The 15,161-nt window shown below is 60.0% G+C and carries 16 protein-coding genes; 7 read left to right on the top strand and 9 right to left on the bottom strand.

The window, feature by feature from the left end:
- Positions 1-76 precede the first annotated feature (76 nt).
- The 4 genes from radA to alr all read right to left on the bottom strand — a co-directional run bounded on the left by radA (position 77) and on the right by alr (position 3,306).
- Positions 77-1,483, bottom strand: a complete 1,407-nt coding sequence (radA, locus tag ACZ47E_RS03535; protein ID WP_004441018.1) for a DNA repair protein RadA — start codon at positions 1,481-1,483, stop codon at positions 77-79.
- A gap of 5 nt (positions 1,484-1,488) precedes the next feature.
- Complete coding sequence (locus ACZ47E_RS03540; protein WP_244405077.1) at positions 1,489-1,728, bottom strand: type II toxin-antitoxin system RelE/ParE family toxin; 240 nt, start codon at positions 1,726-1,728, stop codon at positions 1,489-1,491.
- Between the two features lie 67 nt (positions 1,729-1,795).
- The gene (locus ACZ47E_RS03545) at positions 1,796-2,065 is read right to left on the bottom strand and encodes a type II toxin-antitoxin system ParD family antitoxin (protein WP_006700150.1); all 270 of its coding nucleotides are present in this window, start codon (positions 2,063-2,065) and stop codon (positions 1,796-1,798) included.
- 65 nt (positions 2,066-2,130) lie between these two features.
- Positions 2,131-3,306: an alanine racemase gene (alr, locus tag ACZ47E_RS03550; RefSeq protein ID WP_278067338.1), complete on the bottom strand. Its 1,176-nt coding sequence runs from the start codon at positions 3,304-3,306 to the stop codon at positions 2,131-2,133.
- 86 nt (positions 3,307-3,392) lie between these two features.
- On the opposite strand from alr, the gene ACZ47E_RS03555 reads away from it, so the two are divergent.
- The 4 genes from ACZ47E_RS03555 (at position 3,393) to ACZ47E_RS03570 (ending at position 7,231) form a co-directional block, all read left to right on the top strand.
- Complete coding sequence (locus tag ACZ47E_RS03555; RefSeq protein WP_042936814.1) at positions 3,393-4,250, top strand: AraC family transcriptional regulator; 858 nt, start codon at positions 3,393-3,395, stop codon at positions 4,248-4,250.
- A 90-nt stretch (positions 4,251-4,340) separates the two neighbouring features.
- Positions 4,341-5,045 carry an AzlC family ABC transporter permease gene (locus tag ACZ47E_RS03560; protein ID WP_278067339.1) on the top strand — a complete coding sequence of 235 codons (705 nt, stop codon included), beginning with the start codon at positions 4,341-4,343 and terminating at the stop codon, positions 5,043-5,045.
- Complete coding sequence (locus tag ACZ47E_RS03565) at positions 5,042-5,344, top strand: AzlD family protein (protein ID WP_004441027.1); 303 nt, start codon at positions 5,042-5,044, stop codon at positions 5,342-5,344. Before ACZ47E_RS03560 ends, ACZ47E_RS03565 begins: the two co-directional genes overlap by 4 nt.
- 189 nt (positions 5,345-5,533) lie before the next feature.
- Positions 5,534-7,231, top strand: a complete 1,698-nt coding sequence (locus ACZ47E_RS03570; RefSeq protein WP_278067340.1) for an ABC transporter ATP-binding protein — start codon at positions 5,534-5,536, stop codon at positions 7,229-7,231.
- A gap of 60 nt (positions 7,232-7,291) precedes the next feature.
- Here ACZ47E_RS03570 and ACZ47E_RS03575 read toward each other — a convergent pair whose 3' ends face one another.
- The gene (locus ACZ47E_RS03575; protein WP_004441029.1) at positions 7,292-8,788 is read right to left on the bottom strand and encodes a replicative DNA helicase; all 1,497 of its coding nucleotides are present in this window, start codon (positions 8,786-8,788) and stop codon (positions 7,292-7,294) included.
- A 309-nt stretch (positions 8,789-9,097) separates the two neighbouring features.
- On the opposite strand from ACZ47E_RS03575, the gene ACZ47E_RS03580 reads away from it, so the two are divergent.
- The 3 genes from ACZ47E_RS03580 to ACZ47E_RS03590 are packed head-to-tail and all read left to right on the top strand — an operon-like array spanning position 9,098 to position 12,379.
- Positions 9,098-9,553 (top strand): MarR family winged helix-turn-helix transcriptional regulator, encoded by a 456-nt coding sequence (locus ACZ47E_RS03580; RefSeq protein ID WP_004441032.1) that lies wholly within the window; start codon positions 9,098-9,100, stop codon positions 9,551-9,553.
- Positions 9,550-11,292, top strand: coding sequence for an MFS transporter (locus tag ACZ47E_RS03585; protein WP_184285385.1), 1,743 nt, complete (start codon positions 9,550-9,552; stop codon positions 11,290-11,292). Before ACZ47E_RS03580 ends, ACZ47E_RS03585 begins: the two co-directional genes overlap by 4 nt.
- A 19-nt stretch (positions 11,293-11,311) precedes the next feature.
- On the top strand, positions 11,312-12,379 hold the full coding sequence (locus ACZ47E_RS03590) for an HlyD family secretion protein (protein WP_034496251.1): 1,068 nt from the start codon (positions 11,312-11,314) through the stop codon (positions 12,377-12,379).
- Between the two features lie 105 nt (positions 12,380-12,484).
- Here ACZ47E_RS03590 and rplI read toward each other — a convergent pair whose 3' ends face one another.
- The 4 genes from rplI to rpsF form a co-directional block, all read right to left on the bottom strand.
- Positions 12,485-13,060, bottom strand: coding sequence for a 50S ribosomal protein L9 (gene rplI / locus ACZ47E_RS03595; RefSeq protein ID WP_004441037.1), 576 nt, complete (start codon positions 13,058-13,060; stop codon positions 12,485-12,487).
- Positions 13,061-13,074: 14 nt separating this feature from the next.
- Positions 13,075-14,049 (bottom strand): membrane protein, encoded by a 975-nt coding sequence (locus tag ACZ47E_RS03600; RefSeq protein ID WP_037088951.1) that lies wholly within the window; start codon positions 14,047-14,049, stop codon positions 13,075-13,077.
- A gap of 145 nt (positions 14,050-14,194) precedes the next feature.
- Entirely contained in the window at positions 14,195-14,443 is a 249-nt protein-coding gene (rpsR, locus tag ACZ47E_RS03605; protein WP_003502063.1) for a 30S ribosomal protein S18, read from the bottom strand.
- A gap of 13 nt (positions 14,444-14,456) precedes the next feature.
- Positions 14,457-14,888, bottom strand: a complete 432-nt coding sequence (gene rpsF / locus ACZ47E_RS03610; protein ID WP_004441041.1) for a 30S ribosomal protein S6 — start codon at positions 14,886-14,888, stop codon at positions 14,457-14,459.
- Positions 14,889-15,161 lie beyond the last annotated feature (273 nt).

The raw sequence follows: 15,161 nt of genomic DNA on the forward strand, positions 1-15,161 counted from the left end.
AGGTGCGACGCCCTGTCAGGCGCTGCCTTGCCAATTTTGCGATCCTCTTACACCACTGTTTCCTTTGGCGAAAGGATCAATATTCGTCGTCCTCAACCTGTTTGAACCGGTTGCCGGAGCCGGCGATGCGGGCCACGAGGTCCGGAAGGCTTTCGATTTCCGTCCAGCGCCCCTTGCCGCCTTTCGGCAATTCAGCCGAAGCAGAAGGCAGAAGTGCGGCGGAAAAACCGAGTTTTTCAGCTTCTTTCAATCGCTGGCCCGTATGCGAGACCGGGCGCACCGCGCCCGACAGGCTGATTTCGCCGAAATAGACGCAATCGGCGGGCAGGGCAAGACCGGCAAGCGAGGAAACCAGCGCAGAAGCAATCGCCATATCGGCGGCCGGCTCGGAAATCCGGTAGCCGCCGGCGACGTTGAGATAGACATCGTGCTGACCGAGCTTCACGCCGCAATGGGCCTCCAGTACCGCGAGGATCATGGCGAGTCGCGACGAATCCCAGCCGACCACCGCGCGGCGCGGTGTGCCGAGCGAGGTTGGCGCAACCAGCGCCTGCACTTCAACGAGCACGGGGCGTGTCCCCTCGATGCCGGCAAAAACCGCAGCGCCCGGCGATTTTTCGTTGCGTTCTCCCAGAAACAGTTCGGATGGATTGGACACTTCCCTGAGGCCGCGATCCGACATTTCGAACACTCCGATTTCATCGGTCGGCCCGAAGCGGTTCTTGACGGTTCGAAGAATGCGGTAATGGTGGCCGCGGTCACCTTCGAAATAAAGGACGGCATCGACCATGTGCTCCACCACGCGCGGGCCAGCGATCTGGCCTTCCTTGGTGACATGGCCGACAAGCACCATGGTCGCGCCTGTCTGCTTGGCGAAACGGATCATCGCCTGCACGCCGGTGCGCACCTGTGTCACCGTGCCGGGGGCGGAATCGGCTGTATCGCTCCACAATGTCTGGATGGAATCGATGATGACGAGATCGGGCCGCTTGCCTTCGGAAATCGTCGCCAGAATATCCTCGACATTGGTTTCCGCCGCCAGAAGCACATCGGTTTCCGCAGCCCCCAGACGTTGCGCACGCAGACGCACCTGCGCCACCGCCTCTTCGCCGGAGACATAGATGATGCGATGGCCGCGCCGCGAAAGGGCGGCAGCCGCCTGCATGAGAAGCGTCGATTTGCCGATACCGGGATCCCCACCGATCAGAACGGCGGAACCGCGCACGAAACCGCCGCCGGTCGCCCGATCAAGTTCGCTGATGCCGGTTGGGATGCGGGGGGCTTCTTCGATTTCACCTGATAGTGAGGTGAGCGTCACGGGTCGGCCCTTCTTGGGAGCCTTGCCCGGGCCGGATCCGATGCCGCCCATCGGGTCTTCCTCGACGATGGTATTCCACTCGCCGCAGCCTTCGCATTTTCCCGCCCATCGGGTATGAACCGTGCCGCAGTTCTGGCACACGAATTGAGTCTTGGCTTTGGCCATCTATGTCAGTTTTCTTCTTGTTTGAAATGATCTGCGGAGATGTCTTGGTGGCCGTGGAGGACGCGCAGGACCGTAAGCTCATTCTCGTTGATGCGGAAGAAAATCACGCGGTCCCGACAGGCAATGCTGCGAAGCCCTGCTCCATAGCTGCTTCGTGAGACGCCGGACAGGCCGAGCGCCGCTAGCGATTCGACCTTGTCAAAAATTTCAAGCGCGAGACGGTCGGCCGCGGCCGGATTTTCCACAGCGATATAGACGTGATCTTCAGCGACGTCCTGCCTTGCCCGCGTGGTCCAGATAACGGTCCGGATATTAATGATCGGTCCCCGTTTTTTGTTGCGCGGACAGGTTCTTGATGTCGCTCAGGAAAGCATCTCGCGACCGATAGCTGTGAACACGGCCAGCGTCAGCATCATCAATTCCTTCCTGCAGCAGCAGCTTGAGTGCCGCTTTCTTTCCCTCATCGCTGCCCAGCAAACGAAGTCCAGCAGAAATCACTGCATCCGCATCGCTATAGACGCCAGCTGCCACCTGCTCCTCGATGAACTTCTCGTCCTGCTCGCTCAAATGGATTTCGGGCATTTCGATCTCCTTTTGTTCTCTTTTAACACAGGTCGCGTGAGCTTTCCAAGCGCTAAAGGCGCGTCTCAGTCATCCGCCATCAGATATTGCCGCTCATATCGCAGACCAAGTCCTGTCAACATCTCATAGCCGATCGTTCCTGCCGCGCGTGCAGTCTCGTCTACGGGCACATTGGGACCGAAAAGCTCGACATAGTCTCCGGTTCGAATGGCATTGGCCGGAACATCCGTCACGTCGAAGATGGTGAGGTCCATGGTGACGCGGCCAGCAACCGGCACCTTGTGGCCGTTGACGACACCGTATGCGCCGCCATGACCCAATTCGCGTAGCGGAATGCCGGAACCGGACAGCGAACGCTGGTATCCATCCGCGTAACCGACAGTCGCGATGGCGAGGCGGCTTGCGCGTTTCAGCAGAAAGGTGCCGCCATAACTGACGGTCTGGCCTTCGCCCGCATCGCGGATCTGGATGATGCGCGCTTCGGCTTTGGCGACCGGCCGCATGGGATTTGCAACGTCGTTGACCGCCTCTCCGCCATAGAGCGCTATGCCGGGACGGGTAAGGTCGAAATGATAATCCGGGCCGAGAAAGATACCGGCGGAAGCCGAGAGGCTTGATTCGATACCTTCGAAAGCAGTGCTAACCATCCGGAATGATTCGAGCTGCGCCCTGTTCATCGGCGAGGAGGGCGTGTCGGCACAGGCGAGATGGGACAGCACCAGAACCGGGTCAAAACTTGCCGGCCGGGTCACGTCGTCGGCCAGAAACAGGGCATCGTCGAGCGGCAGTCCGAGACGGTTGAAGCCGGTGTCCACATGCAGTGCGCAGGGGTGATCGCCACGCTCGGCCACCGTCGCCATCCAGAAGGAGAGTTGCTCCTCGGAGGCAAGAACCGGCACCAGATCATTGTCGAAGACCTGCCGTTCCTGGCCCTGCCAGATGCCTGACAGGACGAAGATGCGTGCTTCAGGTGCATAGGAACGCAGGGTCTCACCCTCGGCAACCGTTGCCACGAAGAAGTCGCGCGCGCCGGCATGGTAGAGCGCTGCGCCGCAATCCTCGATGCCGAGGCCATAGGCATCGGCCTTCACGACGGCCGCTGTCCGCGCCTTGCCGGAGCGTCTCCTCATGTCCCGCCAATTATCGGCCAGCGCGCCGAGATCGACGGTCAGCCGCAGTGGCGCGTGTTCGAAAGCGTCGGTTTCGGTTTCAGCGAATGTATCCTCGAAGTCGTCTGTCATGCCATGCGTCCGGTTGATTTTGGAACCGACCAGACCCTAGCACTTTTGTTCAAGACGGTAAGGATCGAATGCTCTAAACTTCGCTCATGCACAATGTTTCGCAGGAACAGGCCCTCGATTTCATGCCCGTCGCCACGACGGAAACCACACGTTTCTGGCGGGACGGACGTTTTGGCGGCATGGAATGCCTGAGTGCTACGTTTCTCACCCATGAATATTCGCCCCACGCCCATGACACGTTTTCGATAGGCGCCATCGAAAGCGGCTCGCAGATTTCCACCATTCAGGGCACCACCGAACAGACAGGGCCAGGGCATCTCTATCTCATCAATCCGGACGAGATTCACGATGGTGCACCAGGCGGCGGCGGTTACCGTTACCGGATGATCTATCCCGACACCGCACTGCTGCGCGATATCATCGAGGATGTGACGGGCAGGGCCTTCCACGGTACGCCGTCATTCCCGAAGTTTCTGCCGCGCGATCCGCAGATGGCGGCCGCCTTTCAGATGGCGCACCGGCGTCTGGAGGAGAAATCCGGTGCCCTCGAGGCGGATGAGGGCATGTTCTCGGTTCTCGCCGCCCTTTTCGGCAGGCATGGCAGCGCCATTATCCTGCCGGTCGAAACGCGCGAGAAAACGGCGGTTTACACCGCCCGCGACTATCTTTCCGACAATTACGAGACCGATATCGGCCTTGAGGAACTGGCTTCCATTGCCGGTCTCAGCCGCGCGCACCTTATCCGTGCTTTCAGGAAAGAGTTCCACATCACCCCGCACGCCTATCTGACCGACGTGCGCATCCGCAGGGCGCGTCGGCTTCTGCGCGCCGGCGAGATGCCGGCCGAGGTGGCGGCGATGTGCGGTTTTGCGGACCAGGCGCATTTCACCCGGCATTTCAAGGCGCGCACCGGCATTACCCCGGGCCAGTTTCGCATGGGGTGATGCCGGCACACGCATTCCTGTGTGACGTCACTTTCGTACAAGACCGGTGGATGTCTTACGCGTAATCGCTCTCCTGAAAGGGAGAAAGCGATGTCGATATGGGACAAAAGGACGGAATTCGTCGCGGGATTACGGGCCGCCGCGCCATTGCTTGTGGCCATGGTGCCGATCGGCGTCGTGTTTGGCGCGGTCGCCATCGGCAAGGGCCTGTCGCCGCTCGAAGCCTCGCTGATGTCGCTGCTGGTCTTCGCCGGCGGCTCGCAATTCGTGGCGATGGACTTATGGACCCATCCGGCTAGCTGGAGCGCGCTCGGCTTTGCGGCGCTGCTCGTCAATCTGCGCCACGTGCTGATGAGCGCTTCCATCGCCGGCAAGCTGGACGATTTCCGGGGCTGGCGGAAATATGCGGCCATGCTGGTGCTGACGGATGAATCCTGGGCGTTGTCGGAGTTTCGTGTCATCGCCGGCAGGCTGACGGCGGGTTTCTTCACCGGCGCTGCATTGTCGATCTATATCGTCTGGAACCTGGCCACCCTCACCGGTGCTTTGCTGGGTTCGGTCATGGGCGACATGTCGGTCATCGGGCTGGATTTCGCCTTTCCCGCGGTGTTTATCGTGCTGCTCATGGGGTTCTGGAAGGGCCGGGAAACGGGCTCGGTGCTTCTGGCAAGCGCCTCCGCCGCCTGTCTCACCCATGCGCTGGTGCCCGGAGCCTGGTATATCGCCGCCGGTGCGCTCGCGGGCCTCGCTGTCGCCGCCTTCGGCCATGATGAACAGGCGGAGCAGCCGGCATGACCCTCGACCTCAATACGCTGCTGACGATTCTCGCCATGATGGCGGCAACCGTCGCAACACGCCTCGGCGGCCTGTTGCTTGTCAGTCGGTTTACCCTGACCGCGCGCCTTAAAAAGGCCCTCGGCGTAGTGCCGCCCGCCGTCCTGATGGCCGTCGTCACGCCGACTGCGCTTGCCAGCGGACCGGCGGAAACCATCGCCTGCGCGGTCACCGCTGTCGCGGCGCTGCGCCTCAGCCTTCTGCCGGCGGCAACAGTCGGCGTGGCGGCCGTGGCGCTGCTGCGCGGAATCGGTTTGTGAAGCGATCCCCTCAACCGGCTGAAAAGACTCTCTCCAAAGGGCCGCAGGAAGCGCCGGCCCGTTAGAATATCGTCTCAGCATCCTATCAAACCCAGATCGAAGCCCCTGAGACGGGGTTGAGGAGGTGGCATCTGGCGGCTATCCAATGGCCTGTGGCATTTGTCACGCAGCGGCCGGCGGGAGAGAGAGATGACGGGCATTCGTGAAATTGCATTCGAGCCGCTTTCCAGGATTTATGCCGAAGACCTGAAGTCCTCATGGCCGTCGATCACGTTTTTGCTGCTGACGATCCTGTGCGGGTCTCTTCTCGCTTCCGCCGGTCCTTATGTGTTTTCCCGCCTGATCGACGATCTGCCGGACGCTCCGCGGCAGTGGATGCTTGGATTTTCGTTTTATGCCGGCCTGACGGCATTGGCGACGGCCATTCAGCGCTCCACGCAATATATGTCGGTCATCCATTCGGAACGGCTGGAATATGTGGCTACGACGCACTTCTTCGAGCGCATTGTCCATAAAAACGCGTCATTCTTCAATGATCACAACCCGGCGGAAATTCAGGCCGCACAGACAAGGGGCGCTTCGGCCGCATCTGCAATCATGCAGATCGGTCTTATCTATTTCGTTCCGGGCCTCGCCACGTTTGTGTTCAGCACCCTGTTGCTGGGGGCGGTCCTCAGTGCGGATCTGGTGGCCATCGTCATTCTCTATGGTGCGGCCTTCATCGCGCTCACCCTTGCCTCGAACCGGCTGACCTCGCCATTTCTGGAAAAGGCCATCGAAGCCGGACAGCAGAATGCCGGTTTTGTTGGAAACGCCATAGGCATGATCGAGCCTTTGCGGCACACGGGCAGCACGGCGTGGATGAAGCGTCGCTTTGCGGAGAATGCGGGCTCGATCTACCGGAACTGGCGGCTTTATTCCCTGCGCCGTATCGGTTTTGTCTTTACCATCTCGCTCGCTCTGGGCGTGCAGATGATCATAGGCTTTTATCTCCTTCTGCCGCGCTACGAGGCCGGAGAGCTCTCGATCGGCGATATCGTTCTCTTCAACACGCTTCTGCTTCAGCTCAACATGCCTTTCGAACTGATCGGGCAATCCATCAGTGAGGCGCTACGGTCCTTCGCCCAATTCGCGCCCTATGCCCGCATGTGGAATGAGCCAGAAGAGCAGGAGGAGTCTCCGGATACACGCCCGTTGCGGCTGTCGGGCAGAGTGATAGAGTTCCGTCAGGTGGGCTTTCGCTACGAAAACGGTCGCGGCGTTGAAGGCGTCTCTTTCACCGCAACGCCAGGACGTCTGACCTTCATTACCGGCGAGACCGGCTCCGGCAAATCGACACTCTTCCGGCTTTTGCAGAAAACCATGGTGCCGCAATCCGGGCGCATCACTGTCGATGGCGCCGATCTCACAGCCATCGGCCGGGACGACTGGTTCGCCGCGGCGGGTATCGTTCCGCAGGAGGTGCAATTGCTGAACGATACGTTGCGCAGCAATATCGTGCTCGGGCGGGCGCTGGATGAGGAAAAACTGCGCCGCTCCGCCGAGCGGGCCGCCATCCTCGACAGGATTGAGGCGATGCCGGAGGGTTTCGATACGATTGTCGGTGAAAGGGGCCTGAAGCTTTCCGGCGGCGAGCGCCAGCGGGTTGCCCTTGCTCGCGCGCTCTACGGCGAACCGGCCATTCTGCTGCTCGATGAGGCAAGCTCGGCGCTGGACGAGGAGACGGAGCGGGAAATCATGGAACAGCTGAGACGGGTCGACAGCGATATCACCATCATTGCCATCACCCACCGCCAGAGCAGCATTCGCGCCGGCGATCAGGTCATTGCATTGCCTAAGGGGATAATCGATGAATCGGGTTCTGAGGGATCAGTTCCAAGCCGTTGAAAAGACTCCGCCCCATCCCTGAAACAGGACGGGGCGTTATTGATAGAAGGCTGCCTCGCCTCAATGTTCTTCGTATTGGCTGAAGCTCGGATCGGCCAGATCCGTAAAGCGGGTGAATTCGGATTGGAAGGCAAGCTTCACGGTGCCGGTCGGTCCGTGACGCTGCTTGGCGATGATGACGTCAGCCGTGCCTTTTACCTTGTCGAACAGCGCTTCCCACTCTGCATATTTCGGATCGGCAGGATCGCGCGGCTCCATGTTCTTGACGTAATATTCCTCGCGGAACACGAACAGCACCACGTCGGCGTCCTGCTCGATGGAACCTGATTCACGCAGGTCGGAAAGCTGCGGGCGCTTGTCTTCGCGGCTTTCCACCGCACGGGAGAGCTGTGACAGCGCGATGATCGGAACATTGAGTTCCTTGCCCAACGCCTTCAGGCCCGTGGTGATCTGGGTGATTTCCTGCACGCGGTTTTCGCCGCTCTTGCCGGAGCCGGTCATCAGCTGAACGTAGTCGACCACCAGAACATCGAGACCGCGCTGGCGCTTCAGGCGGCGGGCGCGCGCGGAAAGCTGGGCAATCGAGATACCACCGGTCTGGTCGATGTAAAGCGGCACCTTCTGCATCATCTGTGAGCAGGCGACGAGTTTTTCGAAATCGGCCTCGGTGATGTCACCGCGACGGATTTTCGACGAGGAAACTTCGGTCTGCTCTGAAATGATACGCGTTGCCAGCTGTTCGGAGGACATTTCGAGCGAGTAGAAACCGACAACGCCGCCATTTTTCGCCTTGAACGAGCCGTCCGGCTGCACTTCCTGCTCATAGGACGCGGCGATATTGTAGGCGATGTTGGTCGCAAGCGAGGTCTTGCCCATACCCGGACGACCGGCAAGCACGATAAGGTCGGAACGCTGCAAGCCACCCATGCGGGCGTCAAGCGAGTGGATGCCGGTGGAGATGCCGGAGAGGTTACCGTCGCGCTCGAAAGCCGCGCCCGCCATGTCGATCGCCAGCGCCACCGCGTCGTTGAACGACTGGAAGCCGCCGTCGTAACGGCCGGTTTCCGCCAGTTCGAACAGGCGCCGTTCGGTGTCTTCGATCTGTGCCTGCGGCGGCATGTCGAGCGGCGCGTCATAGGCGATGTTGACGACATCCTCGCCGATCTGGATCAGCGCGCGGCGCAGCGCCAGATCATAGATCGCCCGGCCGTAATCTTCCGCGTTGATGATCGACACGGCTTCTGCCGCCAGACGCGCGAGATACTGCGCCACCGTCAGGTCGCCGATCTTGTCGTCGGCCGGCAGGAAGGTCTTGATCGTCACCGGATTGGCGGTCTTGCCCATGCGGATGATATCGCCTGCCACCTCGAAAATCTTGCGGTGCAGCGGCTCGTAGAGGTGCACGGGCTTCAAAAAGTCCGATACGCGGTAATAGGCGTCGTTATTGACGAGGATGGCGCCGAGCAGCGCCTGTTCGGCCTCGATATTGTTCGGCGCTTCGCGGTAATGCGGTTCCGCCGGTTGCGCGGGGGTGATCTTTCTCACAGCGTCGTTCATGGTTTGCGCGATCTCCCTTTGCCTGTTCTTACACCTCGGGTTTGGCTTTCTGTGCCATTGCAGTCAATGATATTGTTGCAACACTCCATGGCAGGCCGACGTCCGCTGAGCGAAGTCGGATCACATCTTCAGTTGTCCCCAGCAATCCACAGGCGGGATGGGGACAAAGCGGGAAATTTCCCGGCAACGTGATTCGCCGCCATGAGTTTACCGCATGGCAGACCCGGCACGAAAGAAACTTGAAAATCGTCAGCCTTACGAATAAATAGGCAGAAAATAAGTAGTGTACTAATTATAAGGCTTGCTGACATGTCCCGCGAGACCGACAAGGAACAGCTTCTCGATGAAGTTTCCGCTTTCACCCGCAAACTGCGCGCGTTTTTCGATGCGCGGGTAGGGGAAAGCGGGCTGACGCTGGCGCGTGCGCGTGCACTTTTCGCGCTCTCGCGGCGCGGACCGTTGACGCAGACGGAGCTCGCGGAGGAAATGGAAATCGAGACGCCGACACTGGTGCGGGTGCTTGATGGCATGGAGAAGCAGAACCTCATCGAACGCCGATCCGATGAGAACGACCGGCGTGCCAAACGTATTCACATGACGGCGGAGGGCGAAGAAACCTCGCAGACGGTGCAGGAAATGGCAAAGTCGCTACGTTCGGAAATCGCCGCCGATATCTCCTCGCAGGAGCTGGCAATGGCGCTGGATGTCATGCGGCGGCTTTCGGCCAATCTGCAAAATCTTGCAGCGGGGAGGGCGCAATCGTGAGCACCTCTTTACCGCTAACGGCAGCGTCGGACGCCGCCGAAAAGGACAGGCCCGCCAATGGCCCCATAGAAACGACGGGCCCGGCTCAATCACCGGACGCCGGCGCCGGGAGCGGCACGCAGGCTCCGTCTGCCGCAGCTGCACCTCAGCCGGTGGAGCGGCCATTGTGGCTGCGGCTGTGTTTCATTTTTGCAGGCCTGTCGTTTTTCATTACGCAGGGCCTGGGCATGAACCTCGTCATGGCCAATATCTACCAGCTGCAGGGCGAGTTTTCGGCGACGGTGGCCGAGGTCGCCTGGTTATCCGCTGCCTATATGGCACCCTATGCCACCTTTTCCATCGCCTTGTTCAAGGTGCGCGCGCAATATGGCCTGCGGCCCTTCGCCGAACTTTCGATCATCGCCTTCGTGGTTGCTTCCTGCCTCAACCTCTTCGTGACGGACCTGCATTCGGCCATCGTCATCCGCTTCGTCAGCGGCATGGCGGCCGCGCCGATTTCATCGCTCGGCTTTCTCTATATTCTTGAGGCCTTTCCGCCCGCACGAAAATTCTCGCTGGGATTCAGCATTGCACTGACAGGTACGCTGTTGTCGGCGCCGCTTGCGCGCATGGTGTCACCCTCGCTGCTGGCGATCGATGGCTGGAATGCCCTTTATTCGATGGAAGTCGGTTTTGCGCTGATTTCCTTCGCCATGATTTACGTCCTCAAGGTCACACCGCCGCCGCGTGCGAAGGTGATCGAGCGTATGGATATCCTCAGCTATCTCCTGTTTGCGGGCGGTCTCGGTTGCCTTGCAGTCATGCTGACGCTCGGCCGGTTCTACTGGTGGTTCGAAACCTGGTGGCTTGGCGCGCTGCTGGCGACATCCATCGCGCTTCTGACACTAATGGCTTTCATCGAATTGCCGCGTAAGAACCCGTTGCTCGACCTGCGCTGGATTTTCTCCAAAACCAACCTGCACGCCATTGCCGTCCTGCTTGTCTACCGGGCGGTCTCGTCGGAACAATCCTCCACCGCGGTCAGCTTCTATCAGCAGCTTGGCTTGCTCAACGACCAGACCACCATGCTTTATGCCCTCGTGCTGCTTGCCACCATTCTTGGCGGGGCGGCCTGCGCATGGCTGATGTTGACGAAATATGTCGAAACCGCCCATGTCATTGCGCTGACACTGATCGCGGCTGGTTCATTTATGGACAGCCAGTCGACGAACCTCACCCGCCCCGAACAGATGTATCTCAGCCAGATGATGATCGCCTTCGGTGCGGCCATGTTCCTGCCGCCTGTCATGGCGAAGGGTTTCGGCGCAGCACTGGCCCGGGGTGCGCCTTATCTGGTGAACTTCATCACCATCTTCCTGTTTACGCAGATCACCGGTTCCATGCTGATGACGGGCCTGCTCGGCAGTTTCGTAACGCTGCGGGAGAAATTCCACTCCAATGTGCTGGTGGAGAACATTCTGCTCACCAACCCTCTCGTTGCCCAGCGTGTCTCCCAGCTTTCCGGCGCTTACAGCCATGTCATCACCGATCCGGCATTGCTGAAGGCGGAGGGGTTGTCGCTGCTTGGCCAGCAGGTCAGCCGGGAAGCCTATGTGCTTGCCTATAATGACACGTTCCTGCTCATCTCCGTCGTTTCCGCGCTGGCGCTGGCCGCGCTTTTGATCCACCTCGCATGGTTGCGCATCCGCCCCTTCCTTTTCCCGGAGGACATCGATGCCGCACCGGCCCCCCAGTCTTGAACCTTCCAAGAGTGCCAAAATGTTGAAGAAGTTTTTTACTCCCGTTTCCATTCTCGTGCTGCTCGGCGGTTTCGCCGGTGTTGCGCTCGTGCTTTACGCCTGGCGGCTGCCGCCCTTCCTCTCCACCGTGGAAATGACTGACAACGCCTTCGTGCGCGGTTACGTCACGACCATGAGCCCGCAGGTTAGCGGATATGTCGTGGATGTGCCGGTGAAGGATTATCAGGAGGTGAAGCAGGGTGCTTTGCTGGCGAAGATCGATGACCGCATCTATCGCCAGAAACAGGCGCAGGCGGAAGCAACGCTCGATACGCAAAAGGCGGCTCTCGATAATTCCCGCCAGCAGGAAAATGCAGCCAATGCCCATATTCTTTCCAGCCAGGCCGCGGTCGACAGCGCCGAAGCCTCGCTGAAACAGGCTCAACTGGCATCCGACCGGCAGGATAATCTCATAAAAAGCGGCGTGGGAACTTCCAGCCTTCAGGAAGAAGCCCATGCCGCACTGGAAAAGGCGCGGGCATCGCTCTCGCAGGCGAAAGCCGCCCTTGAGGTTTCACGGCAGGATCTGCAGACCATCATCGTTAACCGCAGTTCGCTGCAGGCTGCGGTCGCAAATGCCGAAGCGGCCGTCGAGCTTGCCCGGATCGACCTCGCCAATACCGAAATCCGTGCGCCCGTGGATGGCAGGCTCGGCGAAATCGGCGTGCGCACTGGCCAATATGTCACCGCCGGCACGCAGCTGATGGCCGTTGTGCCGCATGATGTCTGGGTTATCGCCAATTTCAAGGAAACCCAGCTTGCGGGCATGCAGGTTGGCCAACCGGTGACGATTTCCGTCGATGCGCTGCATCGCCGGAAGCTGACCGGCCATGTGGAGCGTTTTTCGCCCGCCACGGGTTCGGAATTCGCCGTCATCAAGCCCGACAATGCGACCGGCAATTTCGTGAAAATCGCCCAGCGTCTCGGTGTGCGCATCACCATCGACGCGGATCAGCCGCTGGCGGCAGAACTTTCGCCGGGCATGTCTGTGGTGGTGCATGTGGACAAGAGCAAGGCGCCCGATGGGGCGGAGACGGCGGCGAGGTAGTCTGGCGTTGAGTTTGCAGAGGGGGGTATTCCTCCGCGAATTCAACCCAACAAAAAACCCCGGATGTCGCCATCCGGGGTTTTCCTTTGACCGTTAGGCCAGATCTTACTCGTCGTCGCCGTCGCGGTCAGCTTCCGGATCGAAGAAGTCTTCCGGACGCAGCGCGTCTTCGTCAACGCCGTAGATGGCGTCAGCGGAGGTGAGGCTTTCGCCCTTGGCCTGACGCTCTGCTTCTTCAGCCGAACGGGCAACGTTCAGCTCGACCTGCAGCTCGACTTCGGCATGCAGGTGCAGGGTAACGTTGTGCAGGCCGATGGTCTTGATCGGCGTGTTCAGCTCAACCTGGTTGCGGCCGATGTTGAAGCCTTCGGCAGCCAGGATTTCAACGACGTCGCGGGCAGCAACAGAACCGTACAGCTGACCGGTTTCGCCAGCCGAACGGACAACGATGAAGGACTTGCCTTCGAGTGCTTCGGCAACCTTCTGGGCTTCCGACTTGCGCTCGAGGTTACGAGCTTCGAGCGTTGCGCGCTCGGTTTCGAAACGGGTCTTGTTGGCGGCGTTGGCGCGCAGCGCTTTGCCCTGCGGCAGCAGGAAGTTACGGGCATAGCCATCGCGAACCTTGACGGTTTCGCCCATCTGGCCGAGCTTGTTGATGCGTTCGAGAAGAATAACGTCCATCTTCTTGATCCTTTCTATGGTTTGGTTTCGTTCGTAGTGTCGGTTTTCCGCGCCGGCGTCAGGGAGATCGTGCTGCGCACGTCGCTGAGGCCGAACACGAGAATGATGAACAGCGGAAAGACAAAGACCGCCGAGAGATATGCGAGAATGAGTACGGGCAGGCGCCAGTCCTTGCCGCGGGCGCGCTTGTGCAGCGAGGCATAACCCGCCATCAGGAAGCCCGCGCCAAAGGTGCCGCAGATGACCGCGCCGATCATGGCCGCCACGCCGCCAAGGAACATGGCGAGAATGCCGGCCAGAAAAATGAAGATCGCGTTGCGATGCATGCGCAGTGCCGAGGGAATGTCCTCACGCGGGCGCAGGCCCTTGCCGAAAGAGCCGACCAGCCGGGTCGCGAAATAATAGGCCCCAAACAGAAGGATGACCCAGAGACCACCCTGAACAATGGGAAGCATCAGCACCAGCAGCGATTTCGTCTGGGCGAGCGCTTCGGCATTGGGTTCGAACAGCGGTTCGCGGTTCTGCACCGAGGTCATCATGATATCGACCATGCGCGCGACCAGATCAGGGCCGTAACCGATCATCCAGCCGAGAATGACGACGGCGACCGAAACCAGAATGCACAGGTGCAGTACGATGCCGGAGAGCGGATACCAGGCAAGCAGATCATCCGGGCCGCCGATCTCGGAAGCCGGGCGCGCCAGATTGGCGAGATGCGAAAGCCAGCCCGCCGGGATCAGCGTGAAGATCGCGATGGTCAGCGCAAACAGCGGTGACATGACCAGCGCACCGATGATGGCGGTGGTGATGATGGCGACGATGGCGGCGCGATTACCCCAGCCCATGCCTGCGATCAGGATCGGCATGGCGGAACCGGCATAGAGCAGGAAGGAAAAGGACGACTGTGCCGTTGCGCCAAGCGTTAAAAACGCGGCGCATATGCCGGCGAGAACGCCGGAGATCAGCACTGTCTGGTTCAACTTTTGCACTTCGCTGTCCTGCTGAAACTAAGCAGTTAGAGGATCGCTCGTGAGAGCCTCATCCCCAACATGGGATTTAGAGTATCGATCCGCGCCCAACGCGGAAGGATCTGGAAAAGCGAGGCCGCGTTAAACGCAGCCTCGCTTCAATTCATTACGCTACAACGTAGGGCAGCAGGCCGAGGAAACGGGCGCGCTTGATCGCCTGGGCGAGTTCGCGCTGCTTCTTCTGGGAAACGGCCGTGATGCGGGAAGGAACGATCTTGCCGCGCTCGGAAATGTAGCGCTGCAGGAGACGTACGTCCTTGTAGTCGATCTTCGGAGCGTTGGCGCCGGAGAAGGGGCACGTCTTGCGACGGCGGTGGAACGGGCGGCGTGCCTGGGAAGAGGATGCGTCAGCCATTGGTCAATTCTCCTTATGCACGGTCTTCGCGCGGACGGCGCGGACGGTCTTCGCGGGGACCACGATCTTCACGCGGGCCACGGTCCGGACGGTCGCCATCGCGGCGCGGACGGTCGTCACGGTCGCGCTTCTGCATCATCGCGGACGGGCCTTCTTCGTGGGCTTCGACGGCGATGGTCATGTAGCGAAGAACGTCTTCGTTGATGCGCATCTGGCGCTCGACTTCATGGATGGCGGCCGCCGGAGCGTCGATGTCCATGAGAGCGTAGTGAGCCTTGCGGTTCTTCTTGATGCGGTAGGTGAGGGACTTCAGACCCCAGTTCTCGATGCGTCCGACTTTGCCGCCGAACGATTCGATAACGCCCTTGTACTGCTCGACAAGTGCGTCGACCTGCTGGGCAGAAATATCCTGCCGGGCAAGGAAGATGTGTTCGTAAAGAGCCATTTAAGCTTTGCCTTTCTTGCGTTTCGTCCTTCACCCGGCAACGGCGCTAAGCCTCAACGACTGCTCCTGAAAAGGCGTGAGCCTTAAAGCAAGAAAAGCGTTGTTCGAGACGGTCGAGAGCGGAGACACGGGAGGCCGGAAAAACCTTATGGTTCCTGCTGTTCCGTCACCGGAACCAGCCCTCCGTTCAGCCACCAGCCAATTGGACCGGGTGTTGTGAACAGCGCGCTTATACGGATTTTTGCCCGGAATGCAAGGGCAGAGGCGAAAAAG

The sequence above is a fragment of the Agrobacterium sp. 5Ca39 genome (genome assembly GCF_055382365.1).

Bases quoted from the DNA above. Each gene is read 5' to 3' on its own strand.
- ACZ47E_RS03560 (WP_278067339.1), top strand. From the start codon at position 4,341: ATGTCGATATGGGACAAAAGGACGGAATTCGTCGCGGGATTACGGGCC.
- rplI (WP_004441037.1), bottom strand. From the start codon at position 13,060: ATGGACGTTATTCTTCTCGAACGCATCAACAAGCTCGGCCAGATGGGC.
- radA (WP_004441018.1), bottom strand. From the start codon at position 1,483: ATGGCCAAAGCCAAGACTCAATTCGTGTGCCAGAACTGCGGCACGGTT.
- ACZ47E_RS03565 (WP_004441027.1), top strand. From the start codon at position 5,042: ATGACCCTCGACCTCAATACGCTGCTGACGATTCTCGCCATGATGGCG.
- ACZ47E_RS03580 (WP_004441032.1), top strand. From the start codon at position 9,098: ATGTCCCGCGAGACCGACAAGGAACAGCTTCTCGATGAAGTTTCCGCT.
- ACZ47E_RS03590 (WP_034496251.1), top strand. From the start codon at position 11,312: ATGTTGAAGAAGTTTTTTACTCCCGTTTCCATTCTCGTGCTGCTCGGC.
- ACZ47E_RS03575 (WP_004441029.1), bottom strand. From the start codon at position 8,788: ATGAACGACGCTGTGAGAAAGATCACCCCCGCGCAACCGGCGGAACCG.
- alr (WP_278067338.1), bottom strand. From the start codon at position 3,306: ATGACAGACGACTTCGAGGATACATTCGCTGAAACCGAAACCGACGCT.
- ACZ47E_RS03555 (WP_042936814.1), top strand. From the start codon at position 3,393: ATGCACAATGTTTCGCAGGAACAGGCCCTCGATTTCATGCCCGTCGCC.
- rpsR (WP_003502063.1), bottom strand. From the start codon at position 14,443: ATGGCTGACGCATCCTCTTCCCAGGCACGCCGCCCGTTCCACCGCCGT.
- ACZ47E_RS03545 (WP_006700150.1), bottom strand. From the start codon at position 2,065: ATGCCCGAAATCCATTTGAGCGAGCAGGACGAGAAGTTCATCGAGGAG.
- ACZ47E_RS03570 (WP_278067340.1), top strand. From the start codon at position 5,534: ATGACGGGCATTCGTGAAATTGCATTCGAGCCGCTTTCCAGGATTTAT.
- rpsF (WP_004441041.1), bottom strand. From the start codon at position 14,888: ATGGCTCTTTACGAACACATCTTCCTTGCCCGGCAGGATATTTCTGCC.